Origin of the sequence: Acetobacterium sp. (assembly GCF_036508315.1) — a bacterium.
Classification (GTDB): Bacteria; Bacillota; Clostridia; order Eubacteriales; family Eubacteriaceae; genus Acetobacterium.
This window is the reverse complement of the sequence record NZ_DATCHP010000100.1, coordinates 1-20,441: the sequence shown is the minus strand read 5'-3', so window position 1 is coordinate 20,441 and position 20,441 is coordinate 1. Positions and strand designations below refer to the sequence as shown.

Below are 20,441 nucleotides of genomic sequence, written 5' to 3'. Positions count from 1 at the left end.
CATTTAACTTTCTTTTTAGATTTTTTCTCTTAATTGATAGATTATATTCATGACTTCAATCGGACTCATTTCATCCATATTCAAATCGCGTATGGTTCCTAAGACTGCTTCTTCTTCAGGGCTGATCCCTTTTGCCATTTCAAAAAAATTGAGTTGGTTTCCTTTTCCGCCTGAGAGGATCTGCGGTTCTTTTACCAACAGCTCCTGGCGGTAGGTGCTTTCTCCGGCTTCCAGGTGCTTTAAAATTTCCTGGGCACGTCTGGTCACCGGTGTTGGAAAGCCGGCCAGCTTAGCCACTTCAATGCCGTAACTTTGGTCCACGCTTCCCGGATTTATTTTCCGCAGGAAGATGACCCCGTCCGGGGTTTCTTTTAAACTGATGCTATAATTTTTAATCCCGGGTTTCAGCGTTTCAAGTTCGGTAAGTTCGTGGTAATGGGTGGCAAAAAGGGTTTTAGCGCCAATGGCTGCTTTATCCCAAAGGTGTTCGACCACTGCCCAGGCAATGCTGATGCCATCAAAAGTTGAGGTTCCCCTGCCAATTTCGTCTAAAATCACCAGGCTTTTGTCCGTGGCGTTTTTTAATATATTGGCAACCTCGGTCATTTCCACCATAAAGGTACTTTGACCGCTGGCAAGATCATCACTGGCCCCCACCCGGGTGAAAATCCGATCGACGACGCTGATGGTGCCGGCATCGGCAGGAATAAAGGACCCAATCTGGGCCATTAAAACAATCACCGCCACCTGACGTATAAAAGTCGACTTCCCGGCCATATTCGGCCCGGTGATGATCATCATTTGCTGATCATCATCATTGAGCAGACAATCGTTCCCAATAAAATGACTTTCGCCAATAAAGGCTTCAACCACAGGATGTCGGCCATTTTTAATATCAATGGCTTTTTCATTTGAGATTTCAGGGCACACGTAATGATTTTGGTGAGCAACTGTGGCCAGTGAATAAACAGCATCCAGTTCAGCCACTTCGGAAGCTTTTTTCTGGATTCGGTGGATTTCCAACAGCAGGGTTTCGCGAATTTCCTGGAAAATCTGGGTTTCACATCGCAGCAACCCTTCCTGGGCTCCGAGGATTTTGTTTTCCATGGCCTTGAGCTCGGGGGTAAAATAACGCTCGGCATTGGCCAGGGTTTGCTTTCTGATATAGTCTTCCGGAACTTGGTCCAGGTAGCTTTTGGTGACCTCCAGGAAATACCCGAATACCCGGTTATATTTAATTTTAAGGGATTTAATTCCTGAATGTTCCCGTTCCCGGGCTTCCAGATCTCTGATCCAGTCCTGGCCCTTTTCAGCAGCCTCTCTAAAGGTATCCACCTCATTATTATACCCATTTTTAATGACATTTCCCTCTTTTATAACCAGGGGGGCATTATCATCAATGGATTTTTCAATCAGGGTCCAAACATCCTGGAGAAGCTCTTCTTTATCATACAAACTTTCCAGTTTTTCTGCCCCCAGAGATGTTAGAAAGTCATTGATTAATGGCAATGCACCAAGGGATTGTTTAAGGGCTAATAAGTCCCGTGGATTAGCGGTTCCAAAGGAAAGCTTGGCGCAAAGCCGCTCCAGATCGTAAACCTTGGTGAGAATGGTTTTAAACTCCGGTAAACGACTGGAGTGATCATAAAATTCCTGAACACTGCCCTGGCGTTCTAAAATGCTTTCGGTTTTTATCAGCGGAGCTTCAAGCCACCGTCGCAGGGTTCGGCCACCCATGGCGGTAATGGTTTTATCCAAAACCCATAACAGACTTCCCCGTTTTTCCAGGGTTCTGATGGTTTCGGTGAGTTCCAAATTTCGTCGGGTGGACAAATCAAGAACCATGTAATCCTGGCTTTTATAATAGCGGATGGTTTTGATATGGTTTAATGCCCGCCTTTGGGTTTCGTCAATATAACCCAGCAGGGCTCCGGCCGCGGCAATGGCATGGTCTCTTTTTTCCAGATCAAGGGCTCCTAATGAAAAGACCTCAAACTGGGTGGTAATGCGGCCACTGCAGTTCTTGATGTTGAAATATTTTTCAGGGTAGAGACTGGCCAGGATTCCGAATTTTTTCTCAATCAGATCCAGGGCCTGGGGGTCTTTAAATAAAGCCGGGTTTAAAATCACTTCTGACGGCAGCAGCCGGCCGATTTCGTCGGCTAATTGGGATAGCCAGAGTTCCCGGGTTTTCCCCTCCAGCTCGGTAACATAAAAGTCTCCGGTTGAAACGTCCAGGCTGGCAATGCCCAAACGATTATTTTCCAGATATAAGGACATCAGGTAATTATTCTTTTTAGATTCTAATAGCTTACCTTCGGAAATGGTACCCGGGGAAATCACCCGGACAATTTCACGTTTGACAATACCCTTGGCATCTTTAGGGTCTTCCATTTGTTCGCAAATTGCGACCTTGTATCCTTTTTCAACCAAACGGGTAATATAGTTTTGAGCGGCATGATAAGGCACCCCACACATCGGGGCTCGTTCTTCAAGACCGCAATCTCTTCCGGTCAGGGCAATTTCCAGTTCTCGTGAGGCCTTTAGGGCATCATCGAAAAACATTTCATAGAAATCTCCTAAACGAAAGAAAAGGAGGGCATCCGGAACCTCCTCATGAATTTGCAGGTATTGGGTCATCATGGGTGATAGTTGCGCCATGGGTCTCCTCCTGTGATACTTTAATACCATCGAGACTGAATGTTTTTGCGTCAGTTATTTTAACCATTACAATTTTTCCAATATCTTCATGGCTGCCTTTAAAGTTGACAAGCTTTCCGGTTTCTGTTCGACCGGTTAGCCGATTAAGTTTATTTCGGCTGGGTTCTTCTGCTAAAACGGTTACCGTTTGGTCAAGATAGGTTTTGTTAATCCCCAGACTAATCTCATGGAGAAGATCAAGACTTTTATTTAACCGCGTATGTTTGATTTCCTCGGGGATCTGATCCGCCATGGTGGCCGCCGGAGTCCCGGAACGAATGGAAAAAAGAAACGTAAAAGCCGAGTCAAACTCACAGACCTTTATGACTTTAAGGGTCTCTTCAAAATCTTCTTCGGTTTCTCCGGGAAAGCCAACGATAATGTCGGTGCTAATGGCAACCCCGGGAATTTTTTCCTTCATTTTCTGGACGCGTTCGATAATATCTTCCTGGGTATATTTCCGATTCATGGCCTTTAAGATCCGGGTACTTCCGGATTGGATGGGCAAATGAATATATTTACATACTTTGTCGCAATCTGCAATGGCATCTATGACATCATCGGTTAAATCCTTTGGATGTGATGTCATAAAACGAATCCGGCCCAACTTTTCAATGGTATTCAAGTCCCTGAGTAAATTTGAAAAATTAATGTCTTCCCCAAGATCATTGCCATAGGAGTTGACATTTTGCCCCAGCAGCGTTATTTCCACACAACCATCTTCGGCCAGTGCCTTAACCTCGGCGATGATTTTCTCCGGCTGGCGGCTAACTTCCCGGCCTCTGGTATAAGGGACAATGCAATAGGTGCAAAAGTTATTACATCCGTTCATAATCGTCACAAAGGATTTAAAGGAATACCGTCGATCAACCGGAAGATCTTCAATAATGCCATTGGAATCTTCCCAAACCTCAACCATGCGTTTTCCATTTACCAGATAATTGTTAAGTATTTCCGGAAAAAGATGGAGATTATGGGTGCCGAAAACAAGATCAACCTGTCGGTATGTTTTAGTAATTTTTGCAACAATTTCCGGCTGTTGCATCATACATCCGCAAACAGCCAGGATTAAATCGGGATTTGTTTTTTTGACAGTTTTAAAAGCGCCGATGTTTCCAAAAACCCGAACATCCGCATTTTCCCGGACACTGCAGGTGTTGAGAATAACTAAGCCGGCTTTATTGACATCATCTTCAACGGTGTACCCCATGGCTTTTAAAAGTCCGGAAAGTTTTTCCGAGTCATTTTCATTCATCTGACATCCGAAAGTTTTAATACAATAACTTTTGTTGTGTTCCAGTTCTCTTTTTGTATTCTTTTTATGACTCATATATACTTGTTTCTCCTAAATGACTTAACTTAATAAATTTATAACCTTCATTATAACCTAAATAGATTAAAAAAGACTGTTATTATTTAGATCATGATGAACCGGTGTCACCCGTGCGAACTCAATTAATTAATCCCGTAGAACTCTGCCATGCCTGGGTTGCCAAAGAGCGATACCCGGAGCAACAATCAAGGGCTAATCCATTGGCATCGGCGGCCTGAAAAAGCTGTTCTAATCCCTGGGCTGCAACTGATCTTAAATGTCTCTTTTCTGAATGATGTGTTCAATTTTTTGGCATAACTTTTTTGTTTGCACTGACTCCTTGGATTCATATATTGCCAAAGCTTTTTGATAATAGATAAGGGCCTTACCTTCTTCCCCATTAGCTAAATAACCATTTCCAATACTATCATAGGTCGATGCGGTATCATTATTCATTGGACCGAGTAATTTCTCTCTGATGACTAAAGCCTTTTGATAATATTCAAGTGACAACGCATTATCACTTTTTACCGAATATACAATCCCAATATTATTGTAAGTATTAGCCGTCTGAATATGATCTTTCCCCAAAACCTTTTCCCTGATTTGCAAAACTTTCTGATACGATTCAAGGGCTTTATCAACATTGCCGTTAATCAGATATGTATATCCGATGCTATTGTGACTGGTCGCAGTATCTGAATGATCTGTTCCAAGCACCTTTTCTCTGATGGTTAAAGCTTTCTGTAAATATTCAAGAGCTTCAGGAACATCACCTTTCGTCGCATATGCATTCCCCATATTATGGTAAGTAGCAGCAGTATCCGGATGCTTGAGGCCCAAATCCTTTTCTTTTATTGCTAAAGCCTTTTGATAATACGCCAGAGCTTTGTCGCTATCATTTTTTTTCAAATAGACATTCCCAATGTTATGGATGGTACCCGCTGTATCCGGATGCTTTGGGCCTAAAATCTTTTCTCTTATTTCTAAAGCCTTTTGATAAAATTCAAGGGCTTTGTCAAACTCGTCCATAACCAAATATGCAGTCCCCAGGTTATGGTAAGAAACAGCAGTGTCAGGATGATGGGATCCTAATTCATTCACTCTGATTTCCAGAGCTTTGTAAAGATTATCTAAAGAATCGTCATAATCAAAATGACTCATTAAATATATTCCCGCATTATAATAGCCGGTTGCACAATCGAGACTGGTTCCGTCGAAAGCAAAATCATACTCTTTCCTGAAATAGTTCATGAGTGTTGTTAAAAGTTCTCTGTAATAAGTATATTGAGCGGCTTTAAGATGACGTGTTACAGTTGATGGATTTAAGCCTAGCGCAGCGGCAATTAAATTTTGTTGTTCAGCCATTTCAGCCATTTTCCATACGATTTCCTTTTGTTTAACCGTCCACCCCTTCATTATTAAATCAACTGACCGACATAAGGCATTAATAAGTGCTTCATCATTTTTATCCGTCTTGAAATACACAGCAAAAGAATTTTCATTAATTCTGTTTTTTTCTGCGGCGAGACCTTCCCGGGCAAAATAATATGCAGTACCATCAGTACTTAAGGCTTTTTCGGAATTGATTTTAATATAAACATCACAGAGTCCAATACCAAAAATAATGGGATGCGGATAAAGTTCTTTGATCATCAGTTCAATAATTTTAATTGAAATCCACGATGCACTGAGTTGACCCTGAAATTCATCACCTGATGTGATGATGAACCCGGCAACAATATTTTCTTTAAAATCATAATTAATCCGTGCCAGGACATTCTCCATCTTTTCAAGAACGCTCTTGCGTACTGAAGGGGTCTGCTCTTTCAATTCTATTAACGAACCAATGATTACACAATACATTTCAAACCTACTTATTTTTATTTTATTGCAACTATTATATCATATTTCAATTTATATGCAATTGTTCTATTTTAGGCAATTATACAACAACTTCAATTTTTATACGTTTGCACTATTTTACGCAATTATATATTCACTCTGTTACTCAAGATAGTTATTGTCTCTCAATAACTCGTATAACCTGGGTCTTAAATTAAATTCTCTGATAATATTTGTGACCTCTTCCAAACACTTAGTTTTTGTTGCTCTGGGAATGTTTTTTTTCATTGCCCGTATTAAAATATTTTTGGGGGTATGATCAAAATCTATAAATTCCAATAATTGGGTTTTATACCCACAATACTCGAGTAAATTACCCCTAATGGCATCAGTCATCAATGCCGCTGTTCGTTCTTTAATAATGCCATAACGGGTCAATAAAGATAATTTATTGCTCTCAATTTGTGCGTTTAATTCATGTTGACAGCAGGGAACAGAAAAAATCATTTCAGCATTCCACTCAATGGCATTAAAAAGAGCATAATCCGTAGCCGTATCGCATGCATGAAGGGTTATGACCATATCAACCGGAAAGTTGCATTGAAAGCCATTGATATCACCTAATTCAAAATGCAGCTGATCATATCCGTATTTTTTTGCTGTTGCATTGCATTTTGTAATCACGTCTAGCTTTAAATCCAAACCAATTATATGCACATCAATTTTTCGAATAACCGTAAAATAATAATACAAAACAAATGTAAAATAAGATTTGCCGCATCCAAAATCAATGATTGTAAATTTTTCAATCTCTAAATCTTTAATTGAATCATCGATGATTTCAATAAACCGGTTGATTTGTTTGTATTTATCATACATCGCATTAACCACAGAACCTGATTGGGTAAATATTCCCATATCCACAAGGGGTTCAATGCGCGTTCCTTCAGGCAAAATATAATTCTTCTTGCGATTATGATCCATAGCCACGGCCTGACCGTTTTTATTGATGACTTTTGAAAATGAGCATTTACCCTTTTTAGATATTCTTATCATGAATTCAAAGTCTTCATTCCAGGCATTCAATTGCTTGTATTGATTCTCAACAGTGCTTAATAAATACTGCTTTAAATCATTTTTCAAGAGCTTTTCATGAAAAACTTTATCTTCCGAGAATTTTTCAACCTGATAATCATCATTCTTTAAAGTGATGACAATCCTGCTAAATTTTTCATTCTTTTTTTCAGCATTGCTGATGATATATTTATAAGGCTCATATGAACATATGAGATCCAAATGTTGTATTAATTTATCCATCTCTTCTCCCCGCTTTTTTTTGAAAATATTTATTTTTATAAAATTACCACCATTTAATTATAACTTATTGACCTCGCGGTTACAACTTATGTGTACTCATCAAATTGATATCATTTGAAACACCTGTGTTATTCATTACTCAATTTCTTGGAAAAAAAGAAGCAAGGCTATCATCACCTTGCTTCTCACCATTTATAAACATTTATTTTTTTTTCTATTTAAGAACATACTTCAGTGATTCAATGATGCTTCGCGCCGTTAAGGTGCTTTGTCCAAAGGCATTGGCATAATAATCCCCTGCTTTTCCGTGATAGAACACGCCTGCTTTAGCGGCCTCAAATAAATCAATGTTCTGACCGGCAATGCCGGCAATCATCCCGGCTAAAACGTCGCCACTTCCTCCGGTAGCCATGCCTGGATTTCCGGTGGAATTAAACCAGATTTCGCCGTTAGGGCCGAAAATCATAGTTCGATAACCCTTAAGAACCAGGACTACCCCATATTCAGCAACAAATTTTTGTCCGTAAGCAATCGGGTCCTGAAGAATTTTTTCCCGCGGAACATTGATAAGTGCTGAAAATTCCCCGAAATGAGGGGTAATGATCACCTTGGTCTTCGATTTCTTCAAAGAATCCATAACATGAGACAGATGATGAAGGCCGTCGGCATCTATTACCACTGGTAATTCACCTTCTAAGAGATGCTCTAAGATAAGGCTATAGTTTTTGGCCCGTCCAATGCCCGGGCCAATCAGAATAACTTTTTTTCGGTCTTTTTCGATATTTTCTGCGGTGATGTTACAGTCATAGGTTTTAATTAAAGCTTCTACCGGTGCTCTTGCCACTACTGGCAGATAAATATCCTGGGGAACATAGCAGGTCACTAAACCACTGCCGCTTTTTAAAGCACCTTCTACAGTAATAATACCCGCACCACTCATGCCTTTTGAACCGGCAATCACTACCACTGAGCCATAATCATACTTGTGGCTATTCTTTTTTCTTTTTTCAGGAAATGACAGGTCTGCTTCCTGGGTGTAATACTTATTGTTTAGAATGCTGTTCTCATCAATGTCGATATCAATAAGAATAATATCGCCGGCATGATCCGGTCCGTCGTTGAGTAAACAACCTGTTTTATAATTTTGAATAACAATGGTTTTATCTGCAAAAACACCATTTCCCAAAGTAAGTCCAACATCACCTCTTAAGCCGGAAGGAATGTCTATGGAAATCTTCTCTCCTTTAAAAGCATTCACATTATCAAAAATTCGGTTATACTTATCTGAAACTTCCTGTTCGGTTAGCCCGGTTCCAAAGATAGCATCAATGATATGAGTGGTTTGTTTAAGAATCAATTCAAAATCTTTGAAATCGACTTCCTCTAAAATAAAATGAATGGGTACATTTAATTCTCTCAATCGACTTAAATTTATGAGGCTATCCTTTGATAGTTTTTCCTCTGGTTCGGTAAAGAAAACATGGATTCCATAGCCATGTTCAAAAAGAAGACGACTGATGACCTGACCATCTCCCCCATTGTTTCCGGGTCCACAGAGAACCACTAACTGAGCATTTTTTTCCAGATCTGTTTCGATTATTTCAGTGCATTTATTACCTGCTTTTTCCATCAGATCGATGCTATTTTTACCTGCTGCAATTGCATAACGATCCATAAGAGCCATTTCTTCGGGAGTTACTACTTTCATATTTTTCCTCGTTTCTTGAATACAACTGTTTAGTCAGTGTCTAAACAATATTATGATTATATCAAATAATATTGTTTTGTAAACAAAAAACCGTCACCTTAATGACGGTTCAGATGATTTGATTTTATTGTTATTATCTTAGGGCATCCAATGCTTTTATTGTGTTTGCATCAATTTTCCCTGTTTCTGTTAATCCGTTTGCTTTTTGAAATGCCTTTACTGCTGCTTCAGTGGTATCACCAAAGGTGCCATTGGCATCAGTTTCCGCCAAATATTTTTGCTTTACTAAGATTTTTTGATAGGTTTGAAGCAGCTGGCTGCTGTCACCTTTTACAAACTTAATATTTTCAGCAACCAGGGAAATAATAGTGGAACGATCGAGTTTTCCTGTTGCTTCCAGGCCTCTCATTGCCTGGTATGTTTTTAACGCCGTTTGGACTTCTTCAGTAAACGCAGTGCCGGGTTTGCTTTTCATAAAGCCGAGGTCGTATAAAATTTGTTCATATTCAAGTATTTCATCACTGGTATCACCGACGGCATATTCTGTTACATTAATAGTACGGCCATCCTCGGTTGTGATTTCTGTGTTGTTTTCATTTTCTGCCTGATTATTGCTATTCGATCTGGCACCAATATTGATTGTATATACCTGTTCAACCCCTTCAGGTTTCATGGAAATCTTATTTGCTGCGGCATAAACATCTTGTACTACAAATGAACCGGTCAGGGATACAAAGATAATTGTAAAGACGATGTAAAGAACAACGTCTTTCATTTTTTGCCATAAGCTCTTACTGTTCATCTTCTTCACCTGTCCAATTATGCCAAACCGCTTGTATGTCTTCATTATCATCAAACATATCAATCATTTTCAGCATTTTTTTTGCATCCCCGGGCACTGTTAATTCAGTTTCAGTTGAAGGGATCATGGCAATCTCTGCTGAGATAAGTTCATATCCGGCGGATTTAAGAGCCTCACATACCTGTCCGAAATCAATGGGGTCAGTGCTGATTTCATAGCCTTCATCAGAAGTTTCAACATCCTCTGCTCCTGCATCAAGTGCAGTCATCATCAGTTCTTCTTCATCAATACTTTCTGATTTTTCAATCATGATTTGGCCTTTTTTTGTAAATAAAAATCCGACACTGCCACTAATTCCAAGGTTCCCGCCATTTTTATCAAATGCATGGCGAACATCCCCGGCAGTTCGGTTTTTATTGTCAGTCAAAGTTTCGACAATAACCGCAACCCCTCCCGGGCCATAACCTTCATAGGTAATTTCTTCATAAATACTGCCTTGTAATTCTCCGGCACCCTTTTTAACGGCACGGTCAATATTTTCGTTTGGCATATTAGCAGCTTTTGCCTTAACAATTGCTTCCTTAAGCTTTGCATTCATTTCCGGATCGCTGCCACCCTCCCGGGATGCAACTGCAATATATTTTGCTAATTTTGTGAAAATTTGGCCTCTCTTGGCATCTATTTTTCCTTTTTTGTGTTTAATGGTCGACCATTTTGAATGTCCTGACATTAACTACCTCCTTTATACTTATTGCTTTTCAATGATTGATTGTATCACAATGTTATTGTTCTCACAATCCTCTTTTTACTTATCTTAAACATCAGCTTCTATTTTATTAACCTCTGACTCTAATTCTTTTCTCAGTAGGATCAATTGAATAATATCTTCCTGGGCAAAAAGCTCATCAAATATTTTTTCATATTGAGAGGCTTTATCGACTTGATTAAGTTTGTATAGATTTCCGATATTATCAAGAATACTGGTAACCGAGCTTGATTTCAAACCGAAAAGTCGCTGGGCATTTTGAATTTCTTCTCTGATGGAAGACATTTCCCGATCAACTTCGTTAACAGCATTGGCTGCATTGATGAGTCGCTTTTTTACGACTTCCGGTATGTTTTCCTTGTATTTGTAATTTAAGGAATGTTCGATGATTGACCAAAAATTCATGGCCATGGTTCGAATCTGTATTTCTACAAGAATGGATTTAAAACCGGACACCGTAAAAACCGGATAACGAATAATGAGATGAAAACTTTTGTAACCGCTTGGCTTTGCTTCACTCAGGTAATCCTTTACACGAATAATATCCATATCCCGGTTGGCTCTTTCTCTGATAAGATCCACAACCTCGTAAATGTCCTCTTCAAACTGGCACATAATACGAATCCCTGCAATATCCTGAATAGTTTCTTCCAGAGCTTCAATATCCACACCGTAATTCTGGATTTTCTCCAAAATACTGGCAACACTTTTTACCCGGCCATAAACGGATTCGATGGGAGAGTATTCTCCTGATTTTTGATATTGTTTTTTTAAACTGCTGAACTTAAGGACAATCTCATCCACCGCTTGATCATAGGGAATAAGAAATTCTTGCCAATATTTTGTTCCCAAGGCATTTACCTCTAATTATCTTTTACCAGAGAAAAGTCTTCCCTGATAGTAATTTTCGTTATTCATTTGAGCTTCAAGTTCATCTCTGATTTTCCACCAGCTGGTATCCCAATTGGTGACAATACTGTCTTCTTTAGGTGCACGGCCAATCAGTCGTTGCACCACCACTTCAGATGAAAGGTTCTCTAAAAACAGGATAGCCCGCTTTATGTATGCTTCTTTCGTCAGAAGCTGAACTTTGCCAACTTTATACAACCGTTCCAACTGGGTGTTTTTTTCAATGTACAGGCTGTGGCATTTCACAAAATCGGATCCTTTTTCTGAAATAATTTTTGCGGCATTGACCACATCTATTTCCTGATCCCAGGGTAGGTCAATAATCAAATGTGTGCAGGCCATGAATCCGGCCTGTTTGATTCGATCCATGGTTTCAAGGTAATCCTCAAGGGTATGTCTCCGGTTTATGATCTTTAGCGTATTTGAATTTACGCTTTGTAAACCGAGCTCTATGGTTATTTCAATGTTGTTTTCTTTTTTTATTTCCTGCAAAAAAAATAACTGCTCATCCGTAACACAATCCGGACGGGTGGAAATTGCAATTTCAACGACATCAGGCCGAATGCATGCCTTTATCCAGGCTTTAAAATCCGAAAATTCACAATAGGTATTTGTAAAGCTTTGAAAATAGGGAATGAATTTTTTGGCATTGAAACGTTTACCAATATATTTTGAATTAATTTCCATTTGCTCTTTAACTGACAAAAGATTAGAAAGGGTTTCGTTACCCCCACCTTTTTCCCCACAATAAATGCACCCCTCATGTCCTAGCGTACCATCACGGTTTGGACAAGTCACAGGGATGTTTATGGGTATTTTATATACCTTTTCCCCGTAATGTTTTTTCAACCAAACAGAATAGACCTGATAGGGTTTTGATTGTTGACTATTCATTGACTTCCTTCAAACAGATTAAATGGACGAACCCAATTGCATCACACCTTTGGGATCGTCCGACTTCATCGTCTATATTAAATTTGTAACACATGGTGGTAACTCTGATTCATCACAACTCAGACTCAGAACAAATTTTATATCATGATTTTTATTAATTAACTGTAATTTCTCAACGATCACACAAACATCTGCTGGGGTTTTAGCATCAATAATACGTAACAGGTTATCGACGTACATAATTTTCACATCATAATTTTCCGAAATAACGCCGCTGATAAAGCCAGCCAACTCACCTGAGCCTACAATTCCGTACTCTTCTAAATTTGTGAATCTGATCTTAGTATCTACTTTTACTCGATATTTGTCTCTGTCATTAATAAAAATGATATCGCCTTTACAGGACTCAAGATCGGTGTTGGCCATGTCGATCATTTTTTTTGTCTTGCCGCTTCCCTTTGAACCATAAACAAATTCAATCATCTTAGACACCTCTTTCCTTATTGATAATATCATTATAAGTGGTAAAAACGATTATTTCAATCCTTATTTGACTAATTCCTTAAAACAAGTTAAAAAAAGGTTAAAAAGAGGTTAAGAGAAGGTTAAAAAATTTAAACTAAAGGATTTCTAATGTAAATCTAATATTTTTTCGATAAAATGACAGTATAAAATTTATTGGAGACCTATTTAATGGAATCTCCAGAAAGGACGGTTTACCATGTCACAATTTAAACGCATACTTATTTTATCCTGTTCTCATGGTTCTGGTCATAAAATGGTAGCCGCTTCTCTTAAAGAAGGCTTTGAATCCCTGGGGCATACGGTGTCAGTTAAGGATTTATTTAATGAAACCAACCCGGCTCTTAACCGGTTCATTGAAAAATCATATCTCCTGTCATATACAATTGGGAGCAGTTTTTATCAACGGATGTACTATGATATGGAGGAAGGCGCCCATGGGAAATTCATTTATAACCTTTGGCACCTAACAGATAAAACCTTACTTGGATTAGTTGATGATTTCCAGCCGGATTGTATTATTAATACTTATCCCTACACCATTTCCTCAATAATGAAGAAAGATAATTATCCGGATATCCCGGTTTTTTCCGTTGTTACTGATTTTTGTATTCCTAAAGCATGGATGCATAAAGACACCGATGGTTATTATGTCTCCTGTGATAACGTCGAGGCATCCCTTTTGGCTGAGGGTTTTTCAAAATCCCAAATTTTAAAAACTGGGATTCCCATTCGTGAAACCTTCTATCACAATGAAAACCGACTTCGGTTAATGAAAAAGCATGGTTTGGATCCCAGAAAAAAGACCCTGATTATTTTTGCCGGCACTTATGGTATTCTAAAAAATATGAAGGAAGTGTGCACCCGCACGGATTCACTGGCAAACCTTCAAACCATTGTTATTTGCGGGAAAAACCGCAGTCTTCAACGGGAATTAAATCTTGAATATTTCAAAAATACAAAAATATTTGGATATGTATCTGACATTCATGAGTTTTATTCCATTGGAGATATCATGGTTACTAAACCCGGAGGCATTACCTTAAGCGAAGTAGTTGAAAAGAAAATTCCAGTGATCCTTTACAATCCTGCTCCGGGACAAGAAGGGGAAAATGCTCAATGGTTTAAACAACAAGGTGCTGCAGTGGTGACGAATACCACCTCAGAGCTGATTCTTGCCATAGAATCATTGAAGGATAATGAAATTAAGCGTTTTTCGATGAAAGGCAACCTTGAAAAAATGCAATATGGTCACGCCACAACACTGATAACCAAAGACATTTTATACAGGCTGAATTCAGAAAATAAATCAGCTTATCTTAATGTCTCTTATTAATTTCGATTCTAAGACCCGTATCCGATTCTTAGAAATATTCGGGGTTTAGTATTTACTTTTTATACCAATCATGTTATCTTTATGTAATTGAAGTCATTAAAAAGATAAAAGATTGAAAGGAGAATGTTAATTTGAAACCTCGTATTGTAACCGATAGCTCCTGCGATTTGCCCAGCGATTTTCTTGAAAAGGACGGCATTGATTTTTCAATCGTACCTTTGACAATCATTGTCGGTGATCGGGAATTTATAGATGATGAAACCCTGGACACCAAAAAATTAGTTGCTGCAATGAAGTCTTGTAAAACCGCATCACTGACCTCCTGCCCTTCTCCTGAGGATTTTTCTTCGGAGTTGCGTAAAAACAAGGTCAGCTATATCATTACCTTAACCTCCGGGCTCAGCGGCACCTACAACAGTGCCCGGGTTGCACGGGAAATGGTTCTTGAAGAAAACGGTGATTTAAAAATTGGTCTTTTCGATTCTTTGTCAACTTCCCCATTTATGATTCTGATGATTATGAAGCTCCGGGACTTTATAAAAACAGAAACCATGGATTTTGAAACCATTTGCGAGAAATTGGCTGACTATCAAAAAACCCTGAAACTTCGCTTCATCCTTCAGGATTTTTCAAATCTCGTTAAAACCGGGCGAATGAATCGGGTTGTCGGTGTTGTTGCCTCGGCCCTTTCAATTTTCCCTATTTGCCGTTCTGATGAAATCGGAAAAATCCAGATTGTTGAAAAGGTTCGCGGGATTAAAAAAGCATTTTCTAATCTTGCCAATCTGGTTGAGGAAAAGCTTAAAACTCAAAACCAATTCCCGGTGGTGATTACCCATTGTAATAATCCCAGTCAGGCTCAGATTTTAAAAGAATTGCTGGAACAACGTTTTGAACTCAAAGAAATCTATATCTTTCCGATGCATGGATTGACTACCTATTATGCCAATGATAAAAGTATTCTGATGGCATTTTAACCCATAGTGAAGAATAAGTATTAAAAAGACGATTAACAAAAAAAAGACTTAAAACCGGATAATCCGGTTTTAAGTCTTTTTTTTAGTGCAAATATTATTCAAATTTATTTCCGGTGTGCGTCCATGGCCTGGTTTACCAGTAAATCGGCCTGATTATTGTTGGGATTATCGGCATGACCCTTAACCTTGTGAAAAGTCACTATGTGGATATTCACAAGCCCATCCAGCTCGATCCAAAGCTCTTTGTTTTTTAGTTCTCCGGCTTTCCCCCGGGTCCAGTTTTTCAACTTCCAGCTCACGATCCAGTTCTGTAAATAAGCATTGACCACATAGGCTGAATCACTGAAGATATGAACTTCACAGGGCTCTTTGAGCATTTTAAGACCCTCAATCACTGCCAGCAACTCCATTTTGTTGTTGGTGGTATTTTCATAAGCCTGCTTATATTCCTTCCTGATGTTTTTTTCAGGGTAAATTAATACCCCGCCAATAGCACCCAGGTTCTCAGTTTCCTGACCGTTGCCGCGACAGCCTCCATCGGTATAAAGGTTTATTTTTTTCATAACCTTCACCTATTTCACAACAATATTGAAAATCTTTCCCGGAACATATATTTCCTTTACAATGTTTTTTCCCTGGGTATGAGCAAGGATATTCTCCTGCTGAAAGGCAATGGCCTTTGCCTGTTCTTTATCGGCATCCCTTGGCAGGGTAATGGTTCCACGCACTTTTCCATTAATCTGGACCGCCATTTCAACCACATCATCAATGGTTTTGGCGTCATCATAGGAAGGCCAGGTGGTGTCATCCAGGGTTTTTTCAAAGCCCATATTTTCCCAGATCTGAGAGGTAATATGTGGGGCTACCGGATAGAGTAATTTAATAAAAGTTTTTAACGCATCCCTGGTAATACTGCCTTCTTTGAAAATGTCGTTGAGCAAAGTCATCATTGCCGCAATGGCGGTATTGTACTTCATTTCCTCATAATCATCCCCCACTTTTTTAATGGTTTTATGAATGGATGATTCCAGGGATTTGGGATAACCTTTTCCTTCGGCAATCATGGTTTGGAGTTTCCAAACCCGGTCGAGAAAACGTCGGCACCCTTTGGCCCCATTATCGGACCATGGGGCGGCCTTTTCATAGTCCCCAATAAACATAATATAGGTTCTTAGTGTATCCGCACCATAGGCTTCAATGATCACATCCGGGTTGACTACATTGCCCTTTGATTTGGACATCTTTTCGCCATCATTTCCGAGGATTAAGCCCTGGGCGGTTCTTTTTGCATAAGGTTCTCTGGTCGGCACACATCCGATATCATAAAGGAATTGGTGCCAGAAGCGCGAATAAAGGAGATGACGGGTGACATGTTCCATACCGCCATTGTACCAATCCACCGGCATCCAGTATTTTAATTTTTCCGGTGAGGCAAAGGCTTCATCATTTTTATTGTCAAAATAACGCAGAAAGTACCAGCTGGAACCTGCCCATTGGGGCATGGTATCGGTTTCTCTTTCGGCATAGCCTCCGCATACCGGACAGGTGGTTTTATACCATTCCGGTATGCTTGATAACGGTGATTTTCCATTATCAGTAGGTTCATAACTTTCTACCAGTGGCAGCTCAAGTGGGAGCTCCTCTTCCGGAACTGGAACCATTCCGCATTTTTTACAATGGATAATTGGAATCGGCTCACCCCAATAGCGTTGGCGGTTAAAAGCCCAGTCCTTCATCTTATAATTAATGGTACTTTTACCCAATTTTTCTTTTTCCAGATATTCAATGGTTTTTGCAATGGCATCCTTGACTTCCAGCCCATTTAAAAAGCCGGAATTAACCATGATCCCGGAATTGGAGTCGGTGTAGGCACATTCAGTAATATCACCACCGCCAATAACCTCAATAATAGGCAAACCAAATTTTGTGGCAAATTCCCAGTCACGATTATCATGGCCCGGAACAGCCATAATCGCACCGGTTCCGTAACCCATCATGACGTAGTCGGCAATAAAAATCGGGATTTCTTTAAGGGTCACAGGATTAATGGCCTTAATGCCTTCGATGCGCACACCTGTTTTATCCTTGGCCAGCTGAACCCGTTCAAATTCGGTTTTTCGTTTAGCCTGATCCTGGTAATTGACAATCGCATCCATATTTGTTATTTTTTCTTTCAGATCCTGAATCAGTGGATGTTCCGGTGCAATAACCATAAAGGTTACCCCAAAAAGGGTATCCGGTCGGGTGGTAAACACACTCAGTGCTTTATCGTAACCCGCTATGGCGAAGTCAACTTCGGCGCCAATTGATTTTCCGATCCAATTTTCCTGTTCCAGTCGAATGCGAGGTGAATAGTCCACTTCGTCTAAACCGGCAAGAAGCCGTTCGGCGTAGTCACGAATTTTCAGGAACCAGACGTCTTTTTCCATTTGAACGACTTCACTGCCACAAAGGGAACAACGGCCATCCCGAAAATCTTCATTGGCCAATACCACTTTACAGCCGTTACAGAAGTTGACATAGGTACGGTCTCTGAATGCCAGTCCATGCTTAAATAATTGCAGGAAAATCCACTGGGTCCATTTGAAATATTTTGGATCCGTGGTATCAATTTCCTTGTCCCAGTCGAAAGCATAACCAATGCGTTTTAATTGTCTGGTAAAAACTTTAATATTTTCATCGGTGACTTCCCGGGGATGTCTTCCGGTTTTAATGGCATAATTTTCGGTTGGTAAACCAAAGGCATCCCAGCCAATGGGAAAGAGGACATTAAAGCCTTCCATCCGACGTTTTCTGGCAATGATCTCCAGCGAGGTATAGGCACGAACATGGCCAACGTGCAGCCCAACCCCTGATGGGTATGGGAACTCAACCAAGCCGTAAAATTTTTCTTTATCAGAATTTTCTTCCATTCGGAAGGTTTCATTTTCTTCCCAATGTTTTTGCCATTTTTCTTCTATTTTTTTGTGTTCATATAGTGACATATTTCCTCCATCTACTTGTTTCTCTATTATAACAACAAAAAAACCCGTGCCCAATAAGGGACGAATTTCCAATTGTCTCCTAACTATCTTTACCATTATTATAAAGAAGGGTGTATATCCTGTCAATGATTTGTGCTTTTTTTTCAGAATGATATCATAATCTAAAGTATTTTTGGATATTATTCATCATTTACCTGAATTTATGGTATACTGTATTCCAGAAAAAACAGCAAAGGAGCATTTATGTATCCGCTATTAAAAATGAACAAACGCAAAATTATTGAAAATACCCAAGCCATTATCTCCCGCGCTGAAAATCATGGCATTGCTATTACCGCCATTACTAAATGCACCGGCGGAAATATCGAAATTGCCCAGGCATTTTTAGATGGTGGCGCTACTGCCATTGGTGATTCCCGGATAAAGAATCTCAAAAACCTTGCCGTGCTTCCCTGTGAAAAATGGCTGATTCGTATTCCCATGCTTAGCGAGTGTCAAGCCACGGTTGCTTATGCCACCATCTCCCTTAACAGCGAAATGAAAACCATTCGTCAATTAAATATGGCAGCTAAAGCCCAGGGCAAAACCCACGGAATTCTCCTGATGATGGATCTTGGCGATCTCAGAGAAGGCTATTTTATTGGGGATGGCCAGGAAAAGTCCGGCGCGGTTGCCGATCTTATATCTGAAACTTTAAACGATTTGGATTGTGATATCCAGGAGATATTGTCAATGGAGCATATCAAGCTTCGTGGGATTGGTACGAACGTAACCTGTGTCGGGGCAACCATTCCCAATCCTCATACTTTCCAGGCGTTTTTCAAGGTTAAGAAAGCTCTGGAAGAAAAATATAAAATTCCCTGTGAGATTGTATCCGGGGGTAATTCCAGTGCCTGGTATATGGTTGAGAATCATACCATTCCCAAAGAAGTAAATAACTTACGTCTTGGGGATGTCATCCTCTTTGGCCGGGAATCGGCTTATTTTCATAGCTATGATTACCTCCATCAGGATGCTTTTATTCTGGATGTGGAAATCATTGAGATTCGCAATAAGCCCAGTTATCCCATTGGCGAAATCGGAAGAAACGCTTTTGGTGATGTTCCTGTTTTCCAGGATATCGGCATTCGTCACCGGGCAATTTGTGCGATGGGACGCCAGGACACAGAACCGGAACACTTATTTCCCATGGTGCCCGGCATTAAAATTGAAAGTTATAGTTCCGATCACCTGATTTTAGACATTACCGATGCCCGGCAGAATTATGATATCGGTGATATTATCAGCCTGCGATGTGACTATATGGGGGCACTTTATGCCGCCACCTCTGATTATGTCGATAAACTTGTTATTAATGACTAAGCAATTGCGAAAGTGCTGTAAGCTTCGCTGTCTGTTTACATGAAACAATTTTTCCACTATACGTCGTACAGTTCTTTGAACTGTTCGCCTATACGTTATAAAATTGTTTATGAAAACTGACATCAAAGCAATTTACGGTTGTTTTTATGAATTTCGCAAGTACCTAAATTGAATTAAGAAAAGGAGAATTATTAATGGAAAACGAAAATACAACCTATATCCCATTTGACACCCTGGAGGCCTTTATGGCTGATGCTTTAAAAGGCGTTGGCGTTCCGGAAGAAGATGCAAAAATTTGTGCTGAAATTCTTATTACTTCAGATAAACGGGGAATCGATTCCCACGGAATCGGCCGATTAAAGCCCATTTACTATGACCGGATTAAAAAAGGAATTCAACACCCGGTAACCGAATTTGAAATTGTCAAAGAAACCTTTACCACTGCCGTTATTGACGGCCACGATGGCATGGGCCATGTCATTGCAAAAAGAGCCATGCAAATGGCCATTGATAAGGCCAAAGTTTATGGTATGGGAATGACGGTTGTTCGCAACTCTACCCATTACGGTTTTGCCGGTTACTATCCTTTAATGGCCATTGAAAATAATATGATCGGTATGACCGGCACCAACGCCCGACCTTCCATTGCGCCAACCTTCGGAGTGGAAAATATGTTAGGCACCAACCCTATCACCGTTGGGGTTCCCAGTGATGAACCTTTTCCGTTTGTTCTTGACTGTGCCACCTCGGTTTCCCAACGCGGGAAAATAGAAGTTTATGATCGTGAAAACAAAGACATTCCTGATGGCTGGGTCATTGACCGCCAGGGAAAAAGCCGCACGGATACAAAACAGATTTTAATTGACCTGGTCAAAGGCGAAGCTGCTCTCACACCTTTAGGTGGGATTGGCGAAGATACCGGCGGCTATAAAGGCTACGGTTATGCGACCTTTGTTGAAATTCTGTCCTCTGCCCTTCAAAGCGGTGCTTTCTTAAAAGGACTTTTA

16 protein-coding genes and 1 pseudogene are annotated in these 20,441 nt (G+C 39.9%); 4 read left to right on the top strand and 13 right to left on the bottom strand.

The genetic code is table 11. From position 1 onward, the window contains the following. Positions 1-15: 15 nt before the first annotated feature. The 11 genes and pseudogenes from mutS to VIK44_RS12020 form a co-directional block, all read right to left on the bottom strand. Positions 16-2,661 carry a DNA mismatch repair protein MutS gene (gene mutS, locus VIK44_RS12065; protein WP_331554140.1) on the bottom strand — a complete coding sequence of 882 codons (2,646 nt, stop codon included), beginning with the start codon at positions 2,659-2,661 and terminating at the stop codon, positions 16-18. Next, positions 2,615-4,000: a tRNA (N6-isopentenyl adenosine(37)-C2)-methylthiotransferase MiaB gene (miaB, locus tag VIK44_RS12060; RefSeq protein ID WP_331554145.1), complete on the bottom strand. Its 1,386-nt coding sequence runs from the start codon at positions 3,998-4,000 to the stop codon at positions 2,615-2,617. The genes mutS and miaB overlap by 47 nt, the downstream gene beginning before the upstream one ends. 151 nt (positions 4,001-4,151) lie before the next feature. Next, positions 4,152-4,241, bottom strand: a pseudogene (locus VIK44_RS14260) (hypothetical protein); the annotation flags it as partial. Positions 4,242-4,285: 44 nt separating this feature from the next. Next, positions 4,286-5,878 carry a SatD family protein gene (locus VIK44_RS12055; protein ID WP_331554139.1) on the bottom strand — a complete coding sequence of 531 codons (1,593 nt, stop codon included), beginning with the start codon at positions 5,876-5,878 and terminating at the stop codon, positions 4,286-4,288. Positions 5,879-6,019: 141 nt separating this feature from the next. Beyond that, positions 6,020-7,174 carry an SAM-dependent methyltransferase gene (locus VIK44_RS12050; protein ID WP_331554138.1) on the bottom strand — a complete coding sequence of 385 codons (1,155 nt, stop codon included), beginning with the start codon at positions 7,172-7,174 and terminating at the stop codon, positions 6,020-6,022. Positions 7,175-7,388: 214 nt separating this feature from the next. Next, positions 7,389-8,882: an NAD(P)H-hydrate dehydratase gene (locus VIK44_RS12045; RefSeq protein WP_331554137.1), complete on the bottom strand. Its 1,494-nt coding sequence runs from the start codon at positions 8,880-8,882 to the stop codon at positions 7,389-7,391. A 133-nt stretch (positions 8,883-9,015) separates the two neighbouring features. Beyond that, on the bottom strand, positions 9,016-9,684 hold the full coding sequence (locus tag VIK44_RS12040) for a peptidoglycan-binding domain-containing protein (RefSeq protein WP_331554136.1): 669 nt from the start codon (positions 9,682-9,684) through the stop codon (positions 9,016-9,018). Next, entirely contained in the window at positions 9,674-10,414 is a 741-nt protein-coding gene (locus tag VIK44_RS12035) for a YebC/PmpR family DNA-binding transcriptional regulator (RefSeq protein ID WP_331554135.1), read from the bottom strand. The genes VIK44_RS12040 and VIK44_RS12035 overlap by 11 nt, the downstream gene beginning before the upstream one ends. An 84-nt stretch (positions 10,415-10,498) precedes the next feature. Next, on the bottom strand, positions 10,499-11,302 hold the full coding sequence (locus VIK44_RS12030) for a GTP pyrophosphokinase family protein (RefSeq protein WP_331554134.1): 804 nt from the start codon (positions 11,300-11,302) through the stop codon (positions 10,499-10,501). A gap of 15 nt (positions 11,303-11,317) precedes the next feature. Further along, complete coding sequence (locus VIK44_RS12025; protein ID WP_331554133.1) at positions 11,318-12,253, bottom strand: TIGR01212 family radical SAM protein; 936 nt, start codon at positions 12,251-12,253, stop codon at positions 11,318-11,320. Between the two features lie 72 nt (positions 12,254-12,325). Continuing rightward, the gene (locus VIK44_RS12020) at positions 12,326-12,736 is read right to left on the bottom strand and encodes a hypothetical protein (RefSeq protein WP_331554132.1); all 411 of its coding nucleotides are present in this window, start codon (positions 12,734-12,736) and stop codon (positions 12,326-12,328) included. A gap of 238 nt (positions 12,737-12,974) precedes the next feature. Between VIK44_RS12020 and VIK44_RS12015 the strand changes: the two genes are divergently transcribed. Both VIK44_RS12015 and VIK44_RS12010 read left to right on the top strand, forming a co-directional pair. Then, a complete protein-coding gene (locus VIK44_RS12015; RefSeq protein ID WP_331554131.1) occupies positions 12,975-14,111 on the top strand; it encodes an MGDG synthase family glycosyltransferase in 1,137 nt (378 codons plus the stop codon). 131 nt (positions 14,112-14,242) lie between these two features. Beyond that, positions 14,243-15,088, top strand: a complete 846-nt coding sequence (locus VIK44_RS12010) for a DegV family protein (protein WP_331554130.1) — start codon at positions 14,243-14,245, stop codon at positions 15,086-15,088. A gap of 104 nt (positions 15,089-15,192) precedes the next feature. Here VIK44_RS12010 and VIK44_RS12005 read toward each other — a convergent pair whose 3' ends face one another. Further along, positions 15,193-15,651 carry an RNase H family protein gene (locus tag VIK44_RS12005; RefSeq protein WP_331554129.1) on the bottom strand — a complete coding sequence of 153 codons (459 nt, stop codon included), beginning with the start codon at positions 15,649-15,651 and terminating at the stop codon, positions 15,193-15,195. A 9-nt stretch (positions 15,652-15,660) separates the two neighbouring features. Further along, positions 15,661-18,072, bottom strand: a complete 2,412-nt coding sequence (gene leuS, locus VIK44_RS12000) for a leucine--tRNA ligase (RefSeq protein ID WP_331554128.1) — start codon at positions 18,070-18,072, stop codon at positions 15,661-15,663. A gap of 243 nt (positions 18,073-18,315) precedes the next feature. Here leuS and VIK44_RS11995 point away from each other — a divergent pair, with 243 nt between their 5' ends. Beyond that, a complete protein-coding gene (locus tag VIK44_RS11995) occupies positions 18,316-19,434 on the top strand; it encodes an alanine/ornithine racemase family PLP-dependent enzyme (protein WP_331554127.1) in 1,119 nt (372 codons plus the stop codon). A gap of 194 nt (positions 19,435-19,628) precedes the next feature. Beyond that, on the top strand, positions 19,629-20,441 hold an 813-nt coding region (locus tag VIK44_RS11990), incomplete at its 3' end, for an Ldh family oxidoreductase (protein WP_331554126.1).